Annotated in this window: 10 protein-coding genes; 2 read left to right on the top strand and 8 right to left on the bottom strand. The window is 61.2% G+C overall.

Translation table 11 applies throughout. From position 1 onward, the window contains the following. Nucleotides 1-334: 334 nt before the first annotated feature. The 3 genes from I41_RS04325 to I41_RS04315 form a co-directional block, all read right to left on the bottom strand. Nucleotides 335-784 (bottom strand): hypothetical protein, encoded by a 450-nt coding sequence (locus I41_RS04325; protein ID WP_145431248.1) that lies wholly within the window; start codon nucleotides 782-784, stop codon nucleotides 335-337. Nucleotides 785-1,240: 456 nt separating this feature from the next. Beyond that, nucleotides 1,241-5,326, bottom strand: coding sequence for a WD40 repeat domain-containing serine/threonine-protein kinase (locus tag I41_RS04320; protein WP_145431247.1), 4,086 nt, complete (start codon nucleotides 5,324-5,326; stop codon nucleotides 1,241-1,243). Continuing rightward, nucleotides 5,310-5,960, bottom strand: coding sequence for a sigma-70 family RNA polymerase sigma factor (locus I41_RS04315; RefSeq protein WP_145431246.1), 651 nt, complete (start codon nucleotides 5,958-5,960; stop codon nucleotides 5,310-5,312). Before I41_RS04315 ends, I41_RS04320 begins: the two co-directional genes overlap by 17 nt. Nucleotides 5,961-6,817: 857 nt before the next feature. Between I41_RS04315 and I41_RS04310 the strand changes: the two genes are divergently transcribed. After that, a complete protein-coding gene (locus I41_RS04310; protein WP_145431245.1) occupies nucleotides 6,818-7,933 on the top strand; it encodes a hypothetical protein in 1,116 nt (371 codons plus the stop codon). Between the two features lie 34 nt (nucleotides 7,934-7,967). Here I41_RS04310 and I41_RS04305 read toward each other — a convergent pair whose 3' ends face one another. Continuing rightward, nucleotides 7,968-8,822 carry a hypothetical protein gene (locus I41_RS04305; RefSeq protein ID WP_145431243.1) on the bottom strand — a complete coding sequence of 285 codons (855 nt, stop codon included), beginning with the start codon at nucleotides 8,820-8,822 and terminating at the stop codon, nucleotides 7,968-7,970. 917 nt (nucleotides 8,823-9,739) lie between these two features. Here I41_RS04305 and I41_RS04300 point away from each other — a divergent pair. Further along, nucleotides 9,740-13,165 (top strand): ELWxxDGT repeat protein, encoded by a 3,426-nt coding sequence (locus tag I41_RS04300; protein ID WP_168206679.1) that lies wholly within the window; start codon nucleotides 9,740-9,742, stop codon nucleotides 13,163-13,165. Between the two features lie 1,192 nt (nucleotides 13,166-14,357). Here I41_RS04300 and I41_RS04295 read toward each other — a convergent pair. The 4 genes from I41_RS04295 to I41_RS04280 all read right to left on the bottom strand — a co-directional run bounded on the left by I41_RS04295 (nucleotide 14,358) and on the right by I41_RS04280 (nucleotide 24,258). Continuing rightward, nucleotides 14,358-17,534 carry a caspase family protein gene (locus tag I41_RS04295; RefSeq protein WP_145431239.1) on the bottom strand — a complete coding sequence of 1,059 codons (3,177 nt, stop codon included), beginning with the start codon at nucleotides 17,532-17,534 and terminating at the stop codon, nucleotides 14,358-14,360. Nucleotides 17,535-17,627: 93 nt separating this feature from the next. Then, nucleotides 17,628-18,869 (bottom strand): hypothetical protein, encoded by a 1,242-nt coding sequence (locus I41_RS04290; RefSeq protein WP_145431237.1) that lies wholly within the window; start codon nucleotides 18,867-18,869, stop codon nucleotides 17,628-17,630. A gap of 61 nt (nucleotides 18,870-18,930) precedes the next feature. Continuing rightward, a complete protein-coding gene (locus tag I41_RS04285; protein WP_145431235.1) occupies nucleotides 18,931-20,697 on the bottom strand; it encodes a hypothetical protein in 1,767 nt (588 codons plus the stop codon). Between the two features lie 75 nt (nucleotides 20,698-20,772). Then, complete coding sequence (locus I41_RS04280; protein ID WP_168206678.1) at nucleotides 20,773-24,258, bottom strand: caspase family protein; 3,486 nt, start codon at nucleotides 24,256-24,258, stop codon at nucleotides 20,773-20,775. Nucleotides 24,259-24,268 lie beyond the last annotated feature (10 nt).

The raw sequence follows: 24,268 nt of genomic DNA, 5'->3' as shown, positions 1-24,268 counted from the left end.
AGCGTGGGTTTCTTGCGCTGCCGCTATCGTGGCCGGCATGGAAGACGAACCACGCAAAGAGCCGCTGGCCAAGCCAGCATACGACTACCCCTTCAACTACCCTGCGCCGATTCCCTGCAGCGAAGAGAAGAAACGGGGGCATAACGAGAGCGGCGAGCGTATCGTCGAGCAGCTAAAGCAGCGAACGGGGCGGCGGAGTCGCTGGCGGCCGCGAGAGGGTTGTGCGTCAGTCTCCCGACCAGGGGCAGGCGTCGTCGAAACAGGGCTCGCTTTCGATGGCCTTCGGTCTAGCGAACTGAATGCCCTGCATTCTAGCCGCCGCCGAGCGGGCTTCCTACAGAATCACCGCGATCCCCAGCAGCCCAGTCATGACCGTCGTGGCGACAATCGCTGAGCTGAGCGTGAAGCGGCAGCCGAGTCGTATGGAGGCGACGCCGGCGAGGGCGAAGATGAGGGCAGGATACAAGAGAGGGAAGTACACAACTCCTTGTCGGTAGCCGAATTTACCCTTGGCCACATCCAGAGGGCCTGGCCATTCTCGAATGAGAGATTCCGGCGGGAATCCGCGAAAGCTCCCACTCTGGCCGCCTACCTGCGCGACCTTTTGATGATGCATTCTCACACCCACCATTCCGTTGAAAGTCTCAACCTCTCCCTGGAAGTAGCTTTTCTGGATTTGGGAGACGATCTGGCAAGTTTGGCTCCGGCCGAACCACATTAAACAAATCGCGCTCGCCGCGAAACACAATGTCGCCAATGCGTAGCGCAGGAAGGCGACGATCATGGGGGGGCGATGAGTCGTAACCGCAGGCGTTTTCGGATGGTCCATCAACAGGGTCGCCTTTTGCCTTGTACACAGATTTTGAAACGCGTCCCGCCCCTTCGCATGTTAGGAACGTGAGAGTAATCTCGGGCCCGGGGTTCCCAGGGCCGTCGAGAACCTTTAATACCCCCAGAATGCACGCGACGGGTGTAGCTAGTCATCGTCCTTCACTAGCCGACATTCCCCATTTGGGTTGAGCTTGGAGCGGTTCCAGCCTCAATCTATATGGGAAATGTCGGTTAATGGACAGCAATCATTGCCACGCGGCCTGGCGTCCAGGCCTTGGGCGTCGCGAGAATTGATTGACAAAATCCACACCGGAGCATCGTTTGCCGCTACCTTCGTGACGTTTACGAACGACGGCGATCACAACCAAATGCGCTGGTGCGTCAACGCGAGCCGTCCGCGGCAGCTGAACTACCGCGTCAGACTACTCGCGGAAACGGACCTCGATTCGGCCGCGCCGTTCTGGAAAAACGCAGCCCCATAGCTATCCGAAGCCGGGTCGTCGTCGAACGTCGGCAGCCCGCCGCAGTAGCCGCGCCTGACGGCTTCCTGATTGATTGTGCGAAGTCGACGCTCGAGCGTCTCCATTGCATCGGCCGAAGCAGTCATTTGGCACTTCTCGTAAGCGTCTGCATTGATCGCAACCACCCCGAAAACAACCTCGTTTTGTTCGCGCGCCATGTGAAAGTTACCAAACGCCAACTTCTGCAGCTTCTCCCTACCCCACGTGGCGACAATTTGCTGATGGCGCAGAAATTTTTCGGAACGATGCAGCGGGATCGCCGCATTGAACTCCGACTGAAGCATGGAGCGATTGTGCACCGCATCTTTTTTTAGCAGGACGATCCCCAATTCGACGCCATCATCCATCTCGCGATCGACATAGGTCGGAAACGCCCCGTAGTGCCCCCGGTCCCGAGCATAATTAAAGACCCGGCGAAATCGCTCCGGCACGATCTCCAGTCCCGGCGGCACCAGCGCGGGGATTATCTGTGGCCCAACCTCGGTGGACAAGGCGTCCGTCTTGATTGCAGTAAAACCACTGTTCGACGTTTCGCCCTCCTGTTCGCGCCATGTTCCCGTCGAGTCCGGAGCAGACCACAGAAGAATTTCGCCGTTGCTGGAGCCGCTGCCGAGCCACTCCCCGTTTTGAGAGAAGCACAACTTGGTGACCGGATGGTCATGCCCGGTAAGCACCACAAGTTGGCGTCCCGCCGACAGATCCCAGATGGCGATTTCCCCGCTGCGATGGCCAACTGCGAGCGTCCGTCGATTAGGGGCCAGCGCCAGCGAAAGCATCTCCCGGGCGTGGCTGGGAATTGCCATCCGCTGGCGACCCTTCAAATCGACAATGCGAATCACGTCGTCTTCGCCGATCCAGACGAACTCGTCGGCGCCACGAAGCGCAACACCCCGCGTGTTCGCGGGGGCGGGCCACTGGAGCACGCATTGCCGGTCAGACAAGTTCCACACCGAGACTCGTTGATCTTTAGAGGCCACCAGAAGTTTCTGGTCGGCGGCGTCGATCGTGAGTGACGTTACCTCCGCGACGCGGTCCGAGCCGATCCAACCCGCGTCCGCGTCGCTCGTAAGGTCCCGGACGCAGAGAGGATATCGCGCGCCTGCCACGACTAGGCTGCCGTCAGATTTGGCGGCCATTGCTGGAAACAAATCCCCCCGTTTCTGGATGGGCAGGCTAACGGTATCGGTACGCCAATCCATCTTCTCTTCACGGTACTCAATCGATATCAATTCGCTGCTTCGATTGACGGCAACGAAGCCGTACCCCGGGGATACGAACCGAAAGTCGTAAAGCACGCCGAAATGAATCGGTCCGGGCGGCCCAACGATGTCAGTGTGTGTAAGCGAGTCGAGACTCACCTGACCTGAGTTGACCGGGTAATTCCTATTTCCGGGGTGGCCAGCCCAGCCAAAGGCGTTTCCGTCCGCCGAGAAGCCTAGGCAGTTGGTCGTGAACTCCGGCCAGTCGTCCATCACTGCCACGTAAGGGTCGGTGACGTCGGTAATCTTTACCGACTGATCGTCGCTCGATGTAACCAGGCGTGAACCGTCGACCGAGAACTGCAGCGAGCTGACGCGATCGACGTGCCCCCTGAATTCTTTGATGCAGCGGCGAGCTTCGACATCCCAAATCCTGACGCAGCCATCTGCGCCGGTGGTCGCCAATCGGCGCCCATTTGGATCGAACGCCGCGCTGCGAATCGGCTCTGGATACTGCATCTCAATCGGCGGGACGTCAGGCTGCCGCAGCGAACGAATGACGATGCGGCCGTTTGAGTAGCACGCGGCGCCCCGCTCATTGTCAACTGATTTAGCGAATGCGGTCACCGTCGCTCCCTCTTCGGACCAGACTTCGAGTCGTTCGCCCGTCGCCACGTTCCAGCGTTCGACTTCGTCGGCGGCCGTGAGGAGCGTCTCGCAATCCTCCGTAAACGTGATTCCCGTGACCGGCGTATCGCCTGTCGAGATCACTCGAATGAGGTTTCCGGTGTCGGCGGACCAGACCGAAACGGCGCCACTTTCATGACCGCCGGCCAATCTCGCCTCCGCCGCTTCTTCGTGAACCGCCGATAAGTAGTATTGAGAAAAGGCGAGCGTCGTCAGGTCGTCAGCGGCACCGTGGAACCGATGGAGTTCCCGAAGATTAGTCGTGTCGTAAACTGAGATCATGCCATCGTCAGCGGCGACCGCTAGGCAACTTCCGTCGGGAGAGAAGGCGGCGACCCGCACACGGAAGTCGTCGAACGACTGCAGCGTCTGCTGACTGTCTGCATTCCAGAGTTTCGCCGCACCATCGTGACTCACGGTGACGAGCAACTTGCCGTTGGCCGACAGCGAAGCGAACCGCACGCCCGATTGGTGACCGCGGAACGTCAGGATCGCGGGCGTCGTTAGGCGCCAGAGATAATGCCATGCGAATTCGCGCAAGTCGGTTTGGCCAGGGTGCGGCGCATGAGTTCTCAACAGTTCGCGTGCTGCTTTGAGCTGCCCGCTCTCGCACATTTGTTGGGCGGCGCGTAGATCGCTCGCGTAAAGCAGACGGCGAGCTTCTGCAGAGCTGGCCGCAGCCTCAGATTCTTTGGCCTCAGCCTGCGAACGAAGCGCCGACTCGCGTCGAAGCGCCTGTTCGTTCCGCAAACTGGTCCACCAGCCGCCCCCCGCCAGGACAACGAACAGCGCCAAGCTCACGGCCATCAGCGCCGCGGGCAACGGCCGGCGTTTGATCCAGCGCAGGGCCGTGCGGGCCCGCCCCAGCGGCCGGACAAGCGTCGGTTTCCCTTCGAGATACCGCGACAAGTCATCGATCAAATCCTGGGCTGAGGCGTAGCGGGCCGCCGGTTCCTTCTCCAGACAGCGGAGGCAAATCGCCTCGAGGTCGCGGTCGAGCGACGGACGGAACCGGTGCGGGCCGATCGGCGCCTCTTCGCAGACTCGCCGCGCCGTGTCGACGTCGTTCTCGCCACGGTGCGGCGGCCGGCCGACGAGCAATTCATAAAGCAATACGCCGAGCCCATAGACGTCAGTCGGGGGGCCGATTCGATCAAGTCGTCCGCTCGCTTGCTCAGGCGACATGTAGGCCGGCGTTCCGAGCGTCGCCCCGGTGCGCGTTTGGTCATCCCGGCCATCCAGCATCTTCGCCAGCCCGAAGTCGCCCAACATGGGCGTATAGGTCCCGAGCGGCAGGTTCGGTCTCAGCGCCGCCTGCTGGTTGCGATAATCGGTCGTTTGGGGCGAATCCAGCAGGACATTGCTCGGCTTGATGTCGCGATGGAGGACGCCCGCGGCGTGCGCGTGGGCAACGCCCTGGGCGATCGCGACCACGGTCGCCGCCGCTTCGCGGTCGCTGGCCTGCAAGCCGCTATCGGCGAGCCACTGTTGCAGCGTCGGCCCGGCGCAGTAAGCGGAAGCGATGTAGCTGATCGGTCCCGCTTCGCCCACCTCGTAGACTTCGATGACGTTGGGATGGCGTAAAGCGCCCGCCGCTTCCGCTTCTCGCTGAAATCTGCGGCGGAGGTCGTCCGACACTAGGTTTTCAGGGCGGGCGACCTTGAGCGCGACCAATCGCCGCAGACTTGGGTCCCGCGCTAGAAAGACGACCCCGTGACCGCCGCGGCCCAGCTCGCGGATAATCTCAAAGCGGCCGATGCGCTGACCGCCACCGAGATCCGCAGGTTCGGGCCATCCGAATGGCTGCGATTCACTCGCCACCTCTTGCAACCAGCCGCTGCGGCGGGCTTGATCCAGCAGCAATAAACACCCCTGCATCTCGCGCAGATCGGCAGCCTCGTCCGGCGAGAGCGGGTCGTCATCGAGGGACGGCCAAGGCTCCCCGCGAGAAATAGCTTCTTCGGTCTCGACGAGGAGCCTCTCGACGAGCGGCGACGTATCGTCGTCGCTCGCCGGCGGGGTGAGTTCCGCATCGACCGCCAATGAAGTTGCGTCGTCAGCAGCTGCCGTATCACGATTGCCGGTCACGTTTGATCTCCCGCTGCAGGGCGGCGACGGCACGAGCCCACAGCTTGCGCGCCGCGTCTGCGGAGAGGTGAAGTGATTCGCCGACCTCGGCGAATCCCTTTTCCTCGGCTTTGCGTAACATCAACACGCGACGATAGTTCGGCGGAAGTCTCTCCAATGCACGCTGCAGCAGCCGTGCCTCGTCATTTCTGATGGCTCGCTCAATCGGCGGCGTGTCATCGGCGACGAGCTGATGGCTCAGACTGCTCATCTGCCCCGGCGCATCGACGCTGACTTCCCTCCGGATATCACGTCGCGAGGTCTGCCGGTAGCTGCGACCGACGTAGGCGGCGTAGTGGAGTAAGATCTGCCTGATCCAGCATCGAAACTCCGCTTCGGATCGACCGGAAAACTGATGGATGCCGCGTTGCGCGCGAACCAATGTCTCTTGCACTAAATCTGACGGCGCGACCTTCGCCCGGAGGTCGTCTGGTAGTTCGCCGGACGCGATTAAGAGTAGGTACTGGCGGCAGTGCTCAGCCAGCAATCCAAATGACTCGCTGCAGCCGGCCCGGGCGGCGTCGATTCTCGATGGAATCGGGATCGCTTGATTGTGCGCCGGCTCGGTGGACGCGGGGGCGGATGAGGGGCCCATTGCCACTCCAGAAGGTGCGCGACAGAGGAGGACTCGGACGACCAATACGCCTTGAAGCGATTCTCGACGGGACCAGATGCAAGGTCAAGCTTTCACGCGGGGATCTGTCATTCAGGTCAGACCGAAGCGGTGCGGGAGAAGCGTCATCTAACGTTCTTTCGTGCCTTTTCAAGAATCCACGTCCGCTTCCAATCAACTTGCGCACCTTCATCAAATTGAACAAGGATGCGGTTCGGCGGCATTGAGAGCCGCTCCGGAAAAGCTGGCGCCGACCATGAAAACCCGCAGAGAGTTCATGGGACGGCATGACCCGACTAGCAAAGAAAGACCATGGCCACGAGGATTATTCGGATTTATTTTGCGGATACTCGTCCTTTGTACCCACCGAATTGACCCTAGGAAGGTATCGGTGGGTTCCATGCGCAATGCCGGGTGCCATCAATCTCCTTAAATTCATTGGTAGGGTCAAGCCACTGTCGCAATGTGGAACCTGGGCGCAGCGTTCGACGACTCTGGTTGCTAGCGGCCTTGGGTTCCAATCCTCGGCGAACGCTGGCGAGTCTGGGTGCGAGGCTCTGCACTGCGCCGGCTCACGAGGATCGCCTTCGCCTTCCCGCAGTCTAACATCTTGAACTAACTCCAGAAATCCGCCCGCCGATTGATCGATTGGAGCGAGCGAAAACGAGGGACTAATGCACGCCTTTCATCGATTCCTAGCCTGCTTGTGCGTCGCCCATCTCTCAGCCGCCACGGCTGCCGGAGCACCCGTAATAGTGAGGTCGAACGTAGGTCTTGAGGGCGGCTCGTTGTTTGAAGCACAAAGCATAAGTAGGTTCGATGAGGGAGAAGACTCCGCCGTGGCGTTCGGCCATATATCGGGTGGCTATTCATCTGCTTTTTCGTCACCCGACGGCCTAGGTTATGAGAGTTTTGGTCAACCAGGATTTTATATTGGCGGCTCGGCGAAGTCGGATGTGTCCCTCGACAGCAACGGGGCAAGTACAGGCGCCGTAATGGATAGCGCGCTACTATTTAGCTTTAACACGGCCGGAGGCGGCGGCACGATATACTCGCGATCACGATTCAACTTAGTTGGGTTAGGAACGACGATCTATCCACAGTATCCCGTCGGGGCCACATCTATTCGTTTCTCCTTTGCACAGAGTTACGGAATCGAGCAGCGAGGCGAGCAGTTTGTCACGGCTGGAACCGGCTCATTCGGCGAGATAATTCCTAAAAATTTTAGGGGTAACGCGGCACGCGCTGGGACAATCCCATTGCTTGGCGAGATTAGCATCCAAGCAGGAGTATTTGGGGCAACTGGGACTTATGACTTCAACTTTGACGGACCTTTCCAATCAGGCCAAGGCAGTGTCTCTCAGCTTCTGATCTGGGGAGTGAACTCCCTCCGTGGTGAGACTCCCGGCGACCCTTTACGATTCCAACCTGGCAATGTCACGAGTTCACCGTCGACCAAGAAGCTCACTGGCAATTTAGGTCATTTCAGTGCTCCTGTAGCTGGCGGTTACGGCCGCACCAGCTACGTGTACGCTCAAGGGCTGGGAGCTAATGGGGTGCCGCCAAATGACACCAATAGCCGAGCTATTGAATTTACCACGTCAGGAGCCAATTTGGCCGCGTTTGTCGTGCCAGAGTTGCTCAACGCAAGCATGCTCTATGTGACGGCCAACAATCAGCGTATTGGCTTTTCTTCTGGTGAGCAGATTGATTTGACTTCGATCGACCCAAGCGGAGTCGATTCCTTCATCTTGGAACTCCCGGACGCAAAGTTTTCAGACTTTCTGAAAACGGCAATCGGATTCCGGTTCATCGCAGACGGACTGAACACCGTCGTTGCAACCGCGGTTCCAATCCCCGAACCTAGTACGCTCATCACTGCGTGCATCGGCGTGACACTGCTCACCACCATCAATCGGAGGGGCGAAGCAGCCGCGTTGTCCAGTCATCCTTAGCGCGCGGGGAAGGGCTCCCACGCGAGCGAGAGCGTCAGCGGCAGGAGCTGATGGATCGGATGAGCGGCAGTGGCCCCATCGTCGGCAAGCGCCGGCGCGCAAGACACGCGTCCAGCCGTATCGCCAGCGCGTCGTCGTCGCAATAGATTACGCCCCCCGACAACTCCTCGGGGTCATTCCCTAAGACCTGGGCCACCAACTCGCAGGCCGCCGCATCGCTGCGCGTGGCCGCCCAGCGCACCGACTGATCGGGCGCCAGGGTCATTTCGTGTTCGTGGAGCAGGCACTCTTGTGCTTCGCGCAGCGCTGTCCCTTCCGGGGCCAAGCACCGGGACGGTGCGGCCGCGACGACGTTCAGCTGGCGGAGAACGCATTGCCAAAGCGCGGGCCGGCGGGCGATCCCTTCATCAAGCGTGCAGACATGCGCCGGCAGAGTTTGACCGGACGCTAGCGCCGCGAGCACCGCGTGGAGCCGCGCTGCCTCGCTAGGGAACTTGAGCTCGACCATGGCCGGCCCGGCGCAGAGGTCGCGAGCGATCGCCGGAAACTGCTGAGGGTCCCCTTGGCTCCAGTCGGCAAGTTCCAACTCGTCGCGTCGTCGCAACAGTTCCGCCGCAGCGCGCCAGCGATCGCAGCGCAGACTGTCGGCGAAGGCCAGCGCCGGCTCGTCGGGCAGCGCCCTGACCAGCTCGGTGATCCGTTGGCACGCCAGTGGCGCGGTCGCCGCCAGCCCCAACTGCGTCTCGAGCCAACCGAGCAGCGTTTCCGGACCGCCGACCCAGCAGTTGACGCTCGTTTGGCCGAGGGGGGTCGGATCGGTCCGGGCGTGAGCCTGATCTGGAGGGCTGCCTTGAACACGGAGCGTTCCTGCAGGAGTGACGAGACGCATCAACGCGAGGGGGACGCCTACGCGTCGGCGACGCCGTCGCTCCCTCGCGGACCATTCTTGCCACAGAGCATAGCAGAATGGCGCGCTGTCCTCGTTAGCGCTACGGCGACTGGAACTGAGATTGTCGCGGAGACGAAGGATTGACCCCCTGTTGCTCACTGCCAATTCTAGTTGACTTTTGGTCGCCTTCCGCTCGGTCCTCTCCAACGCCGAATGCCTCAACGAGCACTTATTGGCACTTGGATGCCAGGACCCGGCGATGTGCATGACCGTCTGAGTGCTGCGCGAGCCCCACTCCAAGCGTCAGTCGCTCGCCCGACGGCTAGGTTGACGCCGCGGCGACGCACGTCTTGGGCGAATCGTGTTGGCCGCTGGCGTGCATGATGAGGCGTGAGGCTAGCGCCGCCGGACATGATGTCCGCCAACTATCTTGTGATAACTATCAGCGCTGACGTTGAGAAAGGAAGGGTTAGCCAAGCGCGATCGGCGAATCGTGGAAGGCGGCGCTGAACGGGCCGAGCGCCTTGCCCCGCCATGGTGTCAGTCGCGCGTTTGCAGGGCTATATCGTAGGCACTGCAAGCGAAGGACGCCCCACGATCCTCGCTGGTCGCTGAACCTACCAACACTGGGGAATGTTCCGAGGGGCTGGCCGCGCACTCCTGCGGGGGGCTTCGCAGTTTGAAATACCAGCACCAACTCCTAGCTCCGATTGGACAAGACCACAGCAAGGGTGTTTCAGGGCAATTCGACGCCGCACCCCAGGAAATTGACCCTACGTCGCCTAATTGCTAGACTCCACCCAGCTCGCCTGGAAGTTATGTCGCTTCCTCCTTCCATGGCGCAACGCAAGTTTGGCTTAACGGTTGGCCCGGTGCAGGTGCTCTACAGACGTGGGAAAGCTTCGAGGGTGATTTCCATGTCAATCTTCTCAGACGGTTCACGACGGCTGCAGCGCCCAACGGAGTGGGCGAGGAATCGCGAATTGCGGTTCGAACCGCTTGAGTCGAGAAGGTTGCTGGCGGCTGACTTCGACGTGGTGAAGAACATTTTGACACTCGACGTCGTGAATGGATATAACCCGGCCATGCTTGTCGAAGTTAGCAATCACGTCTTCTTTACGGCGAGAACGCAGAATGCCGGGCAAGAGTTGTGGAAGAGCGACGGCACGGTCGCCGGGACCGTAGTGGTGAAGGACATTACGTCCGGGCTAGGCGACACGTACATGCGGTCGCTGACTAACGTCGAGGGAACGCTCTACTTCTTCGCTAACGACGGCGTTCACGGGTTGGAACTGTGGAAGAGTGACGGAACGGCTACGGGAACCGTCATGGTGCGCGACATTAACCCTGGGTCGTCTGGGTCGTATGGCGGCAGTCTGACAAATGCCGGCGGCACGCTGTTTTTCCAGGCAAGCAGCGGCGCCGGTGGCGCCGGACTCTTTAAGAGCAATGGAACTGACGAGGGAACTGTTCTCCTGCCTTCGGGAGAGGGCGGCGCGTCCTACTTAACGGCCGTTGGAGGCCTCGTCTACTTCACGTCGCCTGACCTTGGGGGCATCCGGCGGCTTTGGAAGAGCGATGGCACGCCGGAGGGAACAACTCGCATCAGCCCTGAGCTAATAGGAGCACGTGGCGGGGCGCCGCGGGATCTCGTCGAGCTTAATGGTGCGCTGTTGTTTTGGGCTTGGAATGACGTCAGCGTGAACACTTTATGGCGTAGCGACGGGACGGCCGCCGGAACCGTCGTTCTCAGGGATTTCACGGGTAGTGACGCTTCCTCTCACTTTCCCGTTAACGTGAGTGGAACGCTCTACTTCCGCGCGTCGGACGCGGCGCACGGCTACGAGTTATGGAAAAGCGACGGCACGACGACGGGGACTTTGCTCGTCAGGGACATACGCCCGGGGTCGGCCGGGGGGCTCGCGGACGCTTTGCCTCAGTATGGGGACCCGCAGATCACGAACGTAGGCGGCAGGGTGTTTTTTGCCGCCAACGACGGCGCCCATGGACGGGAACTCTGGACGACCGACGGCTCCAGTGCTGGTACGACGATGGTCACCGATTTGAGGCCAGGGGCGGCGAACACGTACATTCACGATCTCGTGAACTTTGGCGGGACCCTCTATTTCGTGGCGAGTGACGATGTTGCCGGGGCAGAGGTGCGAAAGACGGACGGCACGGCCGACGGAACCGTGTTGTTAAAGGACATTCGAGCTGGAATCGGCAACTCGACGCCAAGTGAACTAACCGTCGCGGGCGGAAAGTTGTATTTCACAACCAGCGATCCGACAGACGTCGTTGGCCCCGACATTAATCGTGAATTATGGGTGAGCGATGGTTCATCTGGCGGGACGCGGCTCGCTTTGGTCGATGTGGCAGCCCACTCCTTAGGCGCCAATCCTCGATTGCTTGGCCGCATTGGCGAGACGCTTTTCTTTTCTGCCAACGACGGCGTCCACGGCTCGGAGTTATGGAAGAGCGACGGGACTGCGGCAGGCACGGTGATGGTCAAGGACATTCGACCAGGGCCGACGGGAGCGGTGTCCGCGGGTAGTACCGGCAGTCCTCAGGTTTTAGCAGTCGGCGAAGTCCTCTATTTCGTCGCGAGCGACGAAACGACCGGCGCCGAATTGTGGCGCACCGACGGCACATCGACTGGAACATGGTTGGTTCGAGACATTAAGCCACTGGGAGACTCATTTCCGACGTACCTGACAAACGTCTCGGGCACGCTCTATTTTGTCGCGGAGGGCGAGACGGCTAACTCGAAGGCGCTGTGGAAAAGCGATGGGACGACCGGCGGAACCGTCTTGGTGAAGCTGTTTACCAGGCCTATGGGTTCCCCGAACAACGCGCCTCTCATCACCGACCTTATCAATGCGAACGGCACGCTGCTGTTCATCGCCAATGACGCGGCGCATGGACAGGAGATCTGGCGAAGTGACGGCACGCTCGGCGGGACCGAAGTAGCAGTGGAACTTGCGCCGGGGTCAGCGAGCGTTTTGCCGACAGGCTTGGTGTTAGTCGGCGAGAAACTATTTTTCCGCGGCACTTCACCTGGTTCCGGACTTTGGACGAGTGATGGCACTCAGGCAGGAACCCAGCAATTGATACCCGGGCCCCAGTTAGCGAACCTTGCTCCATCCTGGAAACCGACTGTTGTTGGCGACGCATTATTTTTTGTTGCGGGTTCAACGGCGACGGGTTTCGAACTCTGGCAGACTGATGGGTCGCCAGCGGGAACGACGCTCGTTAAGGACATTAGACCAGGCGCCAATTCATCGTCGCCCCGGTATCTGGTCAACGTGAATGGCGTCCTCTATTTCACAGCAATTGACGGCACGACCGGCTTTGAGCTGTGGCGAAGCGATGGGACGCCTGGCGGGACGATCTTGGTGAAGGATATTCGACCTGAGGCGGCCGACGCATCGCCGAGGAATTTGCAGAACGTCGACGGCACGCTCTACTTCACGGCCGCCGACAGCGCAGGGATGCCACGTTTTTTTGAGAGCGACGGAACGTCCGCAGGCACTTTCGTCGCGGCGAGCTTTTCGCAAGGGTTCGCAACGGCGCCCGATGCCTATACGCAGGTCCAAGATCGAATGTTTGCAGTTGCAATCTCTGATGAGTTCGACCAGGAATTGTGGGTTCGGGATTTGATCCCAGCGCTCCTCGGTGACTTTGACGTCGATCAGGACGTAGACGGCGCCGATTTGCTCAAATGGCAACGGCAGATGGGTTACGTCGCGAATCCTGTCGGAAGCCGAGCCGACGCCAACCGTAGCGGCGTGATCGATGGCGGCGACCTCGACGTCTGGAGAGTTCGTTTCGGCGAACGCGTTAATTCGGTCGCGGCGGCGTCTAGCGAGTTAGCCGTGACGACGGCAACGGTCGCTGCCCCCGATCCTCAGAAGGCCTTCGGCGAGTCGTCGTCACCCGTTAGCCTATCCGAGAGCCCCTGCCTAAGCCCCATCGCGGAGGGTCCGGAAGGGAGGGCTAAGTTGGGATTCAAGATGTACGTATCGATGGGCTCGTGGCCAGTGGAGTTGATGAGGACGGCGCCGGCCGGGCTCACGCCGACGATTCCCATTCGCTCACGATTTTCGAAGACCATGCACGAATCCACAACGATCGCTCTCCCACATCCCGTCGCCGCGACCGCGATGTCGCCTTCGCGAACGTCTTCGCCAAACTTTCCCGCCGCGGATGCGGCTTGGCACGAAATTGTCAACGAGGGCGACGACGCCGGCGAGAACGAAGAGCGCGTCAACTCAACGGCTGCCGACCTCGATACAACCTTCGTCGCGTTGCCCCGCACCCCTTCGTGCCGGTTGCGAAACTAAGCTCGGAGGAACTTGCTGACGGTAGCGAGACTGCAATGACGGCCCCGTCATCACTTAATATTCAGATGAAGGGTCATAATCGTCAGCGTTTTCGCCTGAAAGAAGAAGTGAAGTGCTATTGAGCGTCACCCTTTTCCGACGGCTAAGCTTAGCAGCGCCAAGGGCGGCCATTCCTGGCGGGCAGGCACGTAGGAGATTGCTGCAACTTCTCGGATGCCGGCTTCGAACGGTTCAAGACGACGATCGATGACAACCGACTTTCAACGCGGTCCATGGACCGACTAGCGAAGGTGGCGACGCACCGTAGCAGATCTCGCGGGATCCGATGCCTTGGAAGCAGTTCACCTGGATAAAGCTGCCAGCTTCGTGGTCGGCGGGATGCTGAGAGATCGTTCGTAGGCGTCAACCTCGGCTGTTAACCACCCAGTCAGAAAATAGAGAGAGTCAGAGGGTCTGTTAACCGGAGGAATGAATTGGCCTCCCAGCGCCGTAATTAGCACGCGCTCTTCTCGCAGATGCCGGCCTCCGAATCTGGACCGCCCCTTGAAACTCTGCGAATAAAGGCCCAAACGCAAAATGCCGTGGCGTCTTCCGCCCCGGCATTTAGTGTTAACCCGAAGGCCCGCGGTTTCCGCAGGCCAAATTTCAGCTCCCCGATAGAAGACGTCTTCGTAACAACACTCTCTTTTGCGATTCATGCTAGTGGTTGTCGCACATGTATTTGTCGAGTGCGAGACTCTTTCGGTGGTTTTCGTCGGTGAACGCTTTACGAACCGAAATGCCATAATCCCGCAGTCGCTGGTCCGAAGCCGGCCCCCGCCCTTCATTTCGCGGTAGCGAAACTCGCCTAACGTCGGGTTATACGAAAGGCCGATACCTCCGGCTGTCGGCCTTTTCGCGTTCTATCGCCAGTGGTGGCTGGAACTTGCGACCTTGGTCGCGATCGCCGCCAATCTCAAAGTCTCACTCTCCAGCCGCAACTCGCACCCCGGTTTAGCAACGCCACCCCCTCCTTGACTCACGGCTCGGGCAAAGTCTCGGTTGTCTCTGTATTTCTCCTGCCGCCGGGTTATCAACTGTTGCGTTCGCTCTTCCGCTCCGCTTCCATCTTTTGTCCAGGCGTGCTAGTGGCTCGCGTTCGCATTGTTCTACTACCACGCATGATTTGGGAGTTCGCGAATTATGCGATTTTTCACTCGCCGACCGGAAGCACGGGGAACGGGGTTCCACTGTTGTCGACGACGGCGGTTTGGCCTGCGCCGACCACGCGGTGCAAGTTGCCACTGGCGAAGCTGAACCACTCCAGCACGTCCGCGACACGGTCTTGATTATTGGTCTGCACGTAGCGGCCCTCGAGCGGACCCCCTTCAACCGCCCGCATCCCCGCCAGCAGCGCGTACGTCAGGGCGCCGTGACCGAGGCTGGCGATTTCAGCGGCCTCTTCGTCGGCGGCCGCGGCGGTGATCGTAAACACCCCCTGACCGCGGCTCAGCCGCCGCACCGCGCCCGCGAATGCCAGAGGATTGCGGTCGCGTTTCCCGCTGCGGCGAATCGCCGCCCCGGAGTTACACGTGTCGTAAATCAGCATCCGCTTGAGGCATGGCGTGGCGCCGATGGCGTCCGCCAACCGGTCGCTTGGCAATCCTTGCCGGCGCACGTCATCTTCAAACTCCTGGCTTTCCAGCTTCATGTTGCAAGGAAGGAAATAGTACCGCTGCCCGACCGCGAAGCCGTGACCAGCCAGGTAGACCGCTAGCGTGTCTTGCGGCTTCGCCTGCTTCGCCACAGCGTCGATGCCGTTGAGGATCGCTTGCTTGGTGGCCTGGTCGTTTAGCAGCGACGTGACTTCCACGCTCTCATACAGCGTCCGACCCCGCGACTCGAAGAGCGAGGCCATTGCGCTGGCGTCGTCGTCCGGCAGTTGGAGCCGAAGCGACGGCTCGGCGTAAACCGCGGCACCGACGGCGATCAGGTATAGGTCGGGCTTATCGAGGCTCTTGGTGTAACGAAGTTCGATCAACGCCGGCTCCGCTTCCCACGACCCGTCGCCGCTCGCCGCCTCAATGGAGAGCCGGTTGATCCCCGCGACCAGCGACACGTCGAACGACTGGGTGAGGCGGTTGCCGTCGACCCGCTTGGCGCCCGAGGTCGCAATGCGGGCGCCGTTGTGACGCAGCCACGGTCCGCTGACGCCGCCCCCTTGATCCGTGACGACGACCCCGATTGTCACGCGCTGGTCGGCGACCTCATCCTCGTCGGGTCGCTCCAAGATTTGCAGTGTCGGGGGCGCCGCGGCTCCGAGCTCGACGTCGGGCTTCGGCCGCTCGCCGCGATGGACCGCGTCGTAGAGGCCTGCGTAGCTGAAGTCCTGATAGAAGCGGTCTACGGGGACGACGTTCAAGCCACCGCCGACGCGATAGCAGATCGCTTCGGACGCCTCGGAGGGGCCGTCGAACAGACCCTCGGGCGTCGTGGTCAGGATTCCCGCGTTTGTAAACGTCTGCCTATAGAGGAGGGCACCGGTGGCGATATCGTACGCTGCTAGGCCTTCGGCCGAGGGCATCACGGCAAGTTTGCCGCTGGGGCTGAATGTAACCCCACGGGCATTGTGGATGAACCCATCGAGATTTCGGAGTTGGCGCCCGGTGGCAACATCCCACACGGTAGCCGTGTCGTCCTCAGAGATGGTTAGGACCATCTCACCGTCAGGACTAATCGCTACCGGATCGACCCACTCAGTATGCCCTTCGAGCGTGTACATCCGGCGGCCCGTGGAGATGTCCCACACTGCCGCCGTCTTGTCTTTCGAGCCGGTAAGGGCGAGCTTACCATCAGGGCTGAACGCTACCGAAGTGACACCCTCGGCATGCCCCCGAAGGGTATGGAGAAGTTGGCCAGTCGCGATATCCCACACCGCCGCCGTATTGTCTTCGGAGCCAGTAAGGGCGACCTTACCGTCAGGGCTGACCGCTACCGCCCAGACCCAGTTAGTGTGCCCGTCGAGAGTATGTAGTCGGCGGCAAGTGGCGGCATCCCATACTATCGACTTGCCATCTATTGAGCTGGTGAGGACTAGGCGTCCGTCGGGACTGAACGCTGCCGAATTGACAACGTGCCCTTCTGGAGGTTCGAAAGTGCGGAGCTTACGGCCGCTGATGAGATCCCATACTGCCGCGGAATTGTCCCAGGATCCGATGAATGCGAGCTGTCCTTCGTGACTGAACGCTACCGAACTGATACTCTCAGTGAGCCCTTCGAGGATGCGTAGCCGGCGGCCAGTCGCGACGTCCCAGAGTGTTACTGTTTGATCCTCGGAGCCCGTTAGGACGAGCTTGCCATCGCGACTGAACCCTACTAATGCGACATTGCTGGTGTGCCCTTCGAGAGTGCGAAGTCGACGGCTGGTGACGATGTCCCAAACGCCCACCGTATTATCCCATGAGCCGGTAAAGACGATTGAGCCGTCGGGGCTGAACGCTACCGAACTGATCTCCTCAGTGTGCCCTTCGAGGATGCGGAGCCTGCGGCCAGTGACAACATCCCAAACGCCCACCGTTTCATCCCAAGAGCCGGTAAGTCCGAGTTTGCCGTCGGGGCTGAACGCTACCGAATTAACGCTACTGGTGTGCCCTTTGAGGGCGCGGAGTCGACGGCCGGCCTCGACGTCCCAAACCGCCGCCGTATGATCACTGGAGCCTGTTAGGGCGAGCTTGCCGTCGGGGCTGAATGCTACTGAATTGACGTTATGAGTGTGCCCTTCGAGAGTGCGTATTCGACGGCCCGTGGCGACATCCCAAACCGCTGCCGTCTTGTCATTTGAGCCGGTAATCACGAACTTGCCGTCAGGGCCAAACGCTATTGACGTCACGGTGTCGCGATGCCCTTTGAGGACGCGGAGTTGGCGTCCTGTAGCGACATCCCATATCACCGTCGTGGCATCATAAGCGCCGGTGAGGGCAAACTTGCCGTCAGGGCTGAACACTACCGAAGCGACTTCATTAGTGTGCCCTTCGAGGGTGCGAAGCCGGCGGCCAGTGACGACGTCCCACACCGCCGCTGACTTGTCCCCGGAACCGGTGAGGGCGAGCTTGCCATCAGGGCTGAATGCTACCGAACTGATGGCCTCCGTGTGTCCTGCGAGGATGCGGAGTCGACGTCCGGTGGCAACCTCCCATATCGCCGTCGTGTCCGCATCAGAGCCGATGAGGAGGAGCCGGCCATCCGGACTCAACGCTATTGAAGTAACGAAGCCGGGCCCGACTTGCAGCACCGGCTCGGGAAGGTTGGCCGCCGACGGCTTTTGCGCAAACAGCGCCCCGGCTCTTAGCGCGACGAGGCAGAAGAAAAACACAACCGCTCGGCGCTTCATCACGGGAATCCTGGAAGAGTTAACAAGGAATCGACCAAATAAGGTTCATTAATCGTGCTCAAGCACTCAACGTCATCCACTGTCAACTAACTGCTACTTCGCCGTACGGTCGTAATAGAAGCTGATCACCGCTCGCGGCTTACCGACCTCTCGCTGCACCTCTTTGATTTTGAAATCGAACTCGTCTCCCCGGCCCATCCTCTTGGGGCCGTCGCGCTTGTCGCCGCGGATTAGTCCGGGTTCCCCCGGCGGGGGCGCCTGGCCCGCGTCCCACGCCGCCGCAAAGGTCACGGTGACGACGCCAGAGTCCGATTCTTTGCCGAGCTCCGCCACCGCGCTCTGCTCGGGCGAGGTGATACGAAACGCCGCCGACTTTTCGTTGTTGAGATGCCATCCCCGAATGAGGCTGCCCTTTTGGCTCGGCGGAACGACGAAGTGCGCGTAGAGTGGCTCGCCCTTGAGCGGGCCATCCTGATGGCGGAGCTCGCTGAACTGGAAAACGCTGAGGCCGTCGATGGTGATGGCGACGGCGGCGTCGAACCCCGATTGATTCAACACGCCGATTTCACAAGTCTCATCAAGTTGGAGGCGGACGCTCGCCGTTTTATCCGGCTCGATCGTGAACGGCCGGCGAGCGCCGTTTACGAGCAGCTCCACGCCGTACGCCTTCGACCCGGCGGCGAACAGCCGCGAGCCGTCATCGCTGGTCATCAAGTCAGGCGAATTGATGAGCTGACCGATCGCCCGGGCCCGTTCGCTTGGGGTCTTCAGGTTGGAGCGAAGCTGCCCCCCGGGGGCGCCCGCCGCGATCAGCGCCCCCTCGTCGGGATATCCCTCTTTCGATGCAGGATCGCGCAGCGTCAGCGTGAACTCGCCGTCTTGCAGGGGCGCCATGCCTTCGTCCCAGACGATGGATTGCAGCGGAACCGTGTTCAGGCGATTGCCGCTGCCGTCGATGAACTCTGCGGTGATCTTGATGATCGGAACCTTCAGACCGGAATCCCGTTCGGCGTTGGGATCGTCGATCTCTGAGACGATGTACTTGCCCCCGATCCCGATCCCCGTGCGGGCGATCTTCAGCTCGACCTTCTCGAGCTCGGCCTTCAACGTTTCGACGATGCGCGGCCCGTATTTCTTGCCTGCCGGACCGCGAAAGTCTCCGATGGCGATGGAATCTCCGCCGCTGAGGCTCAAGAACTTCTTTGTCGACCGAGCAAGCGTCGCTAGTTCGATCGACAGGGCGTCGGCGGCGAGCGCCTCGGCGCCAGACCCTACGGAAACGGCCAGCAAGAGCAGACTCTTCACGGAAATCGCGGATATTGACTTGGCTTTCATGGGTAAACGCTCGATCTACGGCAAGGGTTCTGTTGGGGTTGAACTCCGCAAGGACAAAAAACTAACGATCGGCCGGGCCGCTCACGTTCAGCGGCGATCCGACGCCTAGCACTTGGGACGCCTGCTGCATCGGCGAGACGGCGAACTCCCGGGACTGCCAGGCACTGCGAAGGATTTTGCCCGGCTTTTTACCCTGTTCGATCAGGGGTTTTAGCCCCATTCGTTGCAACGAGCGGTCCAAACGAATCGCTTCGCTGAGTCGTTCCGGCGAAACGCCGACTTCGATGGCCGCTCGCTGCAGCGTGAGCGATTGGTAGTACTCATAAGCCATCGCCGCCACCGGCTCGCCCGGATCGCCAAGCTCGTCGGGGCCCACTGCTTCGCGCACAGCGTCGAGGTGCCGCTTACTATCGTCGCGGAGCCATTGGTCCACCACTTCTTGCGGCGGATAGAGTAGCTTCACCTTCTTCAACGGGTCGCCCCCTAACGCCGAACCGTTGCGGATGACGTCGCGGGCCGGTTTCATTCCGTCCGCATGGCAAACGATACAGGAGATGCCGTTGACGACGTCCGTCGTGCCGGACGCCCTTGCCGGATCGGTCACGATGTCGTTCGGAGCTGGGTCGAGCAAGCGATTGCCCTTGCTGTCGGCCAGGTAATACGCCTGAAGTCCGTTAGGCAGATTGAAGATGATCTCGCCGCCATCGTACTCGAAGGCTTGCTCGTCAAACTTGTTGTCGGCGTACCGGGGGCCGAGCGGGAACGAGGCGAGGTTGCCCCGCCCATCGCTGCTACGAAAATCGTAGCTGACCCAGTAGGCACCGTAGCGCGTGGGGTGGCGTTCGACCAGTCGATTCTCGCGAGCCACGTTGCTTTCGCGCATCCCCGCTCTGACGACGTTGTTCTCTTGAAGGTTCTTGGTCCGTTCGACCCCGAGGCGCTGCTCGAGCTCGGTCGTGGTGGCGGGAAGCTGCAAGATCGTTTCGTACAGGGGGCTGCGCGTAGCGGTCGCCACGAACCAATCGACGCGTAGATAAGGCAAGGCATGCGGAGACTCTCGCAAAATCGCGAGTTCCAGTTCAGCCGACGGCGGGTCGTTCGCTTCGTCGCGTGTGATCGCATAGGGGTACGCCGCCAGGATGGAGCTCCAATGGTGATCCCGGTTCCAGCCGACTGAACGCAAGTCGACGCGGAATAAAGTCTCTTGCGGATCGATCGGCTTCATGCTGACCAGTTCCTTCTCCCAGCTGAGGCTGTTTAGCGCCTTGACGAATGCCGCGCGGAACTGCGGCAGCAGCTTGGCCTCCACGTCCTGGACGTTGTTGTGCGAGGTCGCGAGGGAAAAATAACGCACTCGCTCTCGCAACTCGGGGTCCAATCGACGCAAATCGTCGAGAATCAGTTGAAGCGTGTCACGATCAGTGACCGGTGAACGTGCGACGGTTGCCTCAACAGGAGCGCCAGCGTTAATCCACTTTACCACCGCATCGTACTCTTCGGCGGTCGGTCGCGGTCCTTTTCCTTTGGGCATCGAAGGCTCGTCGCCCAGCACGACGTCCACTATCATCGACTCCTCGGAATTCCCAGGCTCGACCACCCCTTCGTCAATCAGGCTGCTGAGACGCGTGACGTCGAACGTGTAACCCCCCGCGTCCGACGCGCTTCCCAAGTGGCATTTGTAACAGTACTTCTTCAAGACCGTCGTCGCTGACTCACGCAGCTCCGCGTCCGCGGTTGATTCATCCGCTGAACACCGCAGCGGCGGCAACGTGCTAATCGCGCAGCACATCACTGCGATTAAGAAGAGAGGCCGCGTGACGTGTGGCATTTCTCGCATCTCCTGGACTGCAACAAAAATGGGGGGAATGACGCAAGTCGCCTTGCTCGTTGTCGACCTACGACGCTAATCGAACGCGGCGATGGGGTAGTCGTTCCGGATCTGCGAGCGCGGCTTTTCATCGTTCTGTCGATAGGCCTTGTTCAGCTCGCTCACCTGATCGCTTGCAAACATCAGCCACTTCGCAACCGACAAGGAGCCGTCTTTCGTATCGTATGGCGCGTGCTTTCCCGACAGCGGGCCGTGGTCGACGGCCCCCAACCCGCCCAGCAACGCGTAGCTCAGGATGCCGTGCCCCAACTCCTCGACTTCTTGGGTCACGTTGTCCGTCGCCGCCGCAGCAATAATTTGAACCCCTTCAGAACGATTAAGATCTTCGATAGCCCGTGCGAACGACGCGCCTCGGTCGAACGCCTTCATCAACTGGATCGCATGTCCCGAGTGGCAGGTATCGAACGCCAACGTCACCTTCTGCGCTTTGATCGGCCGCAGCCAAGCGGCGATGCTGCCATGCGCGATGCCGTACCGGCGGACGCTCTGATCGACGGTATCGGCGCTCTCCTGTTTGAATTCTTGCGGAAGAAAATAGTAGACTTGGTCGATGGCGTGGCCGTGGCCGGAAAATGTTGCGACGACGCAATCTTGGGGTAGGGCGGACTGGGCGACGCGTTGAAAGGCTTGCTCGATCCCCGCCGAATTCGCGTCCGCGTCAACCAGCACCTGGGCGTGGACTTCTCGAAACAGTTTCCGGCCGCGCCGCTCGAGGGCCTGCGCCAGCTCGCGGGCGTCGGCGGGGGGATAGTGGAGGCGCCAACCAGCGTCGGCGTATTCCCCAACCCCCACGGCGACGATGTACAGGTCGGGAGGCGTCAACTTCTCGCGGCACTTCACCACGACAGTAGCCGAGGCGCTATCGATTCGCGCCACGCCTTGAGTTTTGCCGTCGGATGTCGCGATCGTCTCCAGTAAGTTGTTCCCTTCCGCCAAGTCGAACAGGTAGGTCTGGCGGAACTTGTCTCCGTCTCGCGTCATGGGAGCCGCTGAGGGAATGGGCCTTTGGTTGTTGGTGAGCCGAATCCCTTCGACGCCGCTGCCGGCATCGGTCGCCTCGACCACCACCTGAATGGACGACTCGGTCACGACGGCTCCCGTCTCGGGAAAGACGAACCGCACTTGGGGTTCGGGCGCGTCGCTGAAGTCGACAGCAGGCATCGGCCGTTCCCCCTGAAGAATTAGCTCGTACAGCCCCGGACGCCCGAGGTCGCTGTAGTACTGCGAGACCGGGACGACTCGCAGCCCGCCGCCGACGCGGCGGTAGCAGATCGCCTCGGACGCATTAAATGGGCCGTCGAACAGGCCTTCGGGGGTGGTCGTGAGAATGCCCGCGTCAGTGAACGTTTGGCGATAAACAAGATCGCCAGTGGCGACGTCCCACGCCGCCACGCCTTCGCCCGTCTGCGTCACGGCGAGCTTGCCGTCGGGGCTGAACGCTACCGAACTGACGCCCCCGACGTGCCCTTCGAGAGTGCGCAGTCGGCGCCCCGAGGCGACGTTCCATACCACTGCCGTTCTGTCATTGGAGCCGGTGAGCGCGAGCTTGCCGTCCGGGCTGAACGCTACTGACCAGATGCTGCTAGTGTGCGCCTCGAGAATTTGGAGTCGGCGGCCCGTGGCGACGTCCCACACCGCTGCTGAATTATCCCCCGAGCCAGTGAGGGCGAGTTTGCCGTCGAGGCTGAAAGCTACTGATTTGACGCCACCGTTGTGCCCTTCGAGGACGCGGAGTTGGCGGCCGGTGGCGACGTCCCACAGCGCTGCCAATGCGTCGCCAAGGCCACCGGTGACGGCGAGCTTGCCGTCCGGGCTGAACGCTACCGAATCGACGCCGCCGGCGTGCCCCTTGAGGGTACGGAGCCTGCGGCCGGTGGCGACGTCCCACAGCGCCGCAGTATCCTCTGCCGCCGTATCGTCGTGGCAACCGGTGAGCGCGAGCTTGCCGTCGGGACTGAACGCTATCGAGTTGACGAAGCCAGTATGCCCTTCAAGGGTGCGAAGTCGGCGTCCGGCGGCGACATCCCACACCGCCACTGTCTCGTCAAAAGAGCCGGTGAGGGCGAGCTTGCCGTCGGGACTGAATGCTACTGAATTGACGCCGTCGGCGTGTCCCTCGAGGGTGTGGAGTCGGCGACCGGTTGCGACCTCCCACACCGCCGCTGCCTCGTCGCGGGAGCCGGTGAGGGCGAGTGTGCCATCGGGGCTGAACACCACTGAAGAGATGCTCTCAGCGTGTCCTTCGAGGGTGCGGAGCATGCGGCCGGTGGTGACGTCCCACACCGCCGCAGTATCATCTACGGAGCCCGTTATGGCGAGCTTGCCGTCGGGACTGAACGCTACTGAATTGACGCCTTCGGCGTGTCCTTCGAGGGTGTGGAGTCGGCGACCGGTTGCGACCTCCCACACCGCCGCCGTCTTGTCAAAAGAGCCGGTAAGAGCGAGCTTGCCGTCGGGGCTGAACGCTACCGAATTGACGCCATGGGCGTGTCCTTCAAGAGTACGGAGCCGGCGGCCCATGGCGATGTCCCACACCACAGCCGTCTCGTCGGCCGAGCCCGTGATGGCGAGCTTGCCGTCGGGACTGAACGCCACCGAATAGACCCCAACACACTGATTCTTGATGCCGTTATGCCCTTCAAGGGTGCGAAGCTGGCGGCCTGTGGCGACGTCCCACACCGCCGCCAACTTGTCCCCGGAACCGGTGAGGGCGAGCTTGCCATCAGGGCTGAATGCTACCGAACCGATGGCCTCCGTATGTCCTGCGAGGATGCGGAGTCGACGTCCGGTGGCGACGTCCCACACCGCCGCCAACTTGTCAAAAGAACCAGTAAGGGCCAGCTTGCCGTCAGGGCTGAACGCTGCCGAAGAGACGATACCAGCGTGCCCTTCGAAAGTGCGGAGTCGGCGGCCCGTGGCGACGTCCCACACCGCTGCTGAATTATCCCCCGAGCCAGTGAGGGCGAGCTTGCCGTCGGGACTGAACGCTACCGAAGAGACGAAGTCAGCGTGCCCTTCAAGGGTGCGGAGTCGCCGGCCGGTGGCGACGTCCCACACCGCTGCCGTATTATCCCATGAGCCGGTGAGTCCAAGTTTGCCGTCGGGACTGAACGCTACCGAAGAGACTTCCTCCGCGTGCCCGATTTGAAGCACTGGCGTGGGAACTGCGGCTGCAGGCGAGCGAAGTGGCAGCCGGACGGCGTGGCCTCCCCACATCAAAAGCGACCGCTCCTTGCGACCGCCATCGGCAAACGTGGCGGCGAGCTGCGCCTCGATCGGCCGGTCGGACGACGCGCCGCTCCAGACCACGCGTCGAGGGTCGTCAACGGCCTGGCCGTCGATCTCGACGCGCACCCCGTCGGGGATGTCCAACTCCAAGATCGCTTCGTCTTCTGGAACTAGCGCTAGCGGTCCCTCCGCCCGCGCGCCGCCCCACGCGGCCAGCGCCAACCAACCGACGACGAGCGTCCCGACTGGCAAGCCTTTCTGGCTGATCAACATCGCCAAACTC

The organism is Lacipirellula limnantheis (assembly GCF_007746075.1).
Classification (GTDB): domain Bacteria; phylum Planctomycetota; class Planctomycetia; order Pirellulales; family Lacipirellulaceae; genus Lacipirellula; species Lacipirellula limnantheis.
Note: the sequence above shows the minus strand (reverse complement) of the source record. Positions and strands in the feature narration are given on the sequence as shown.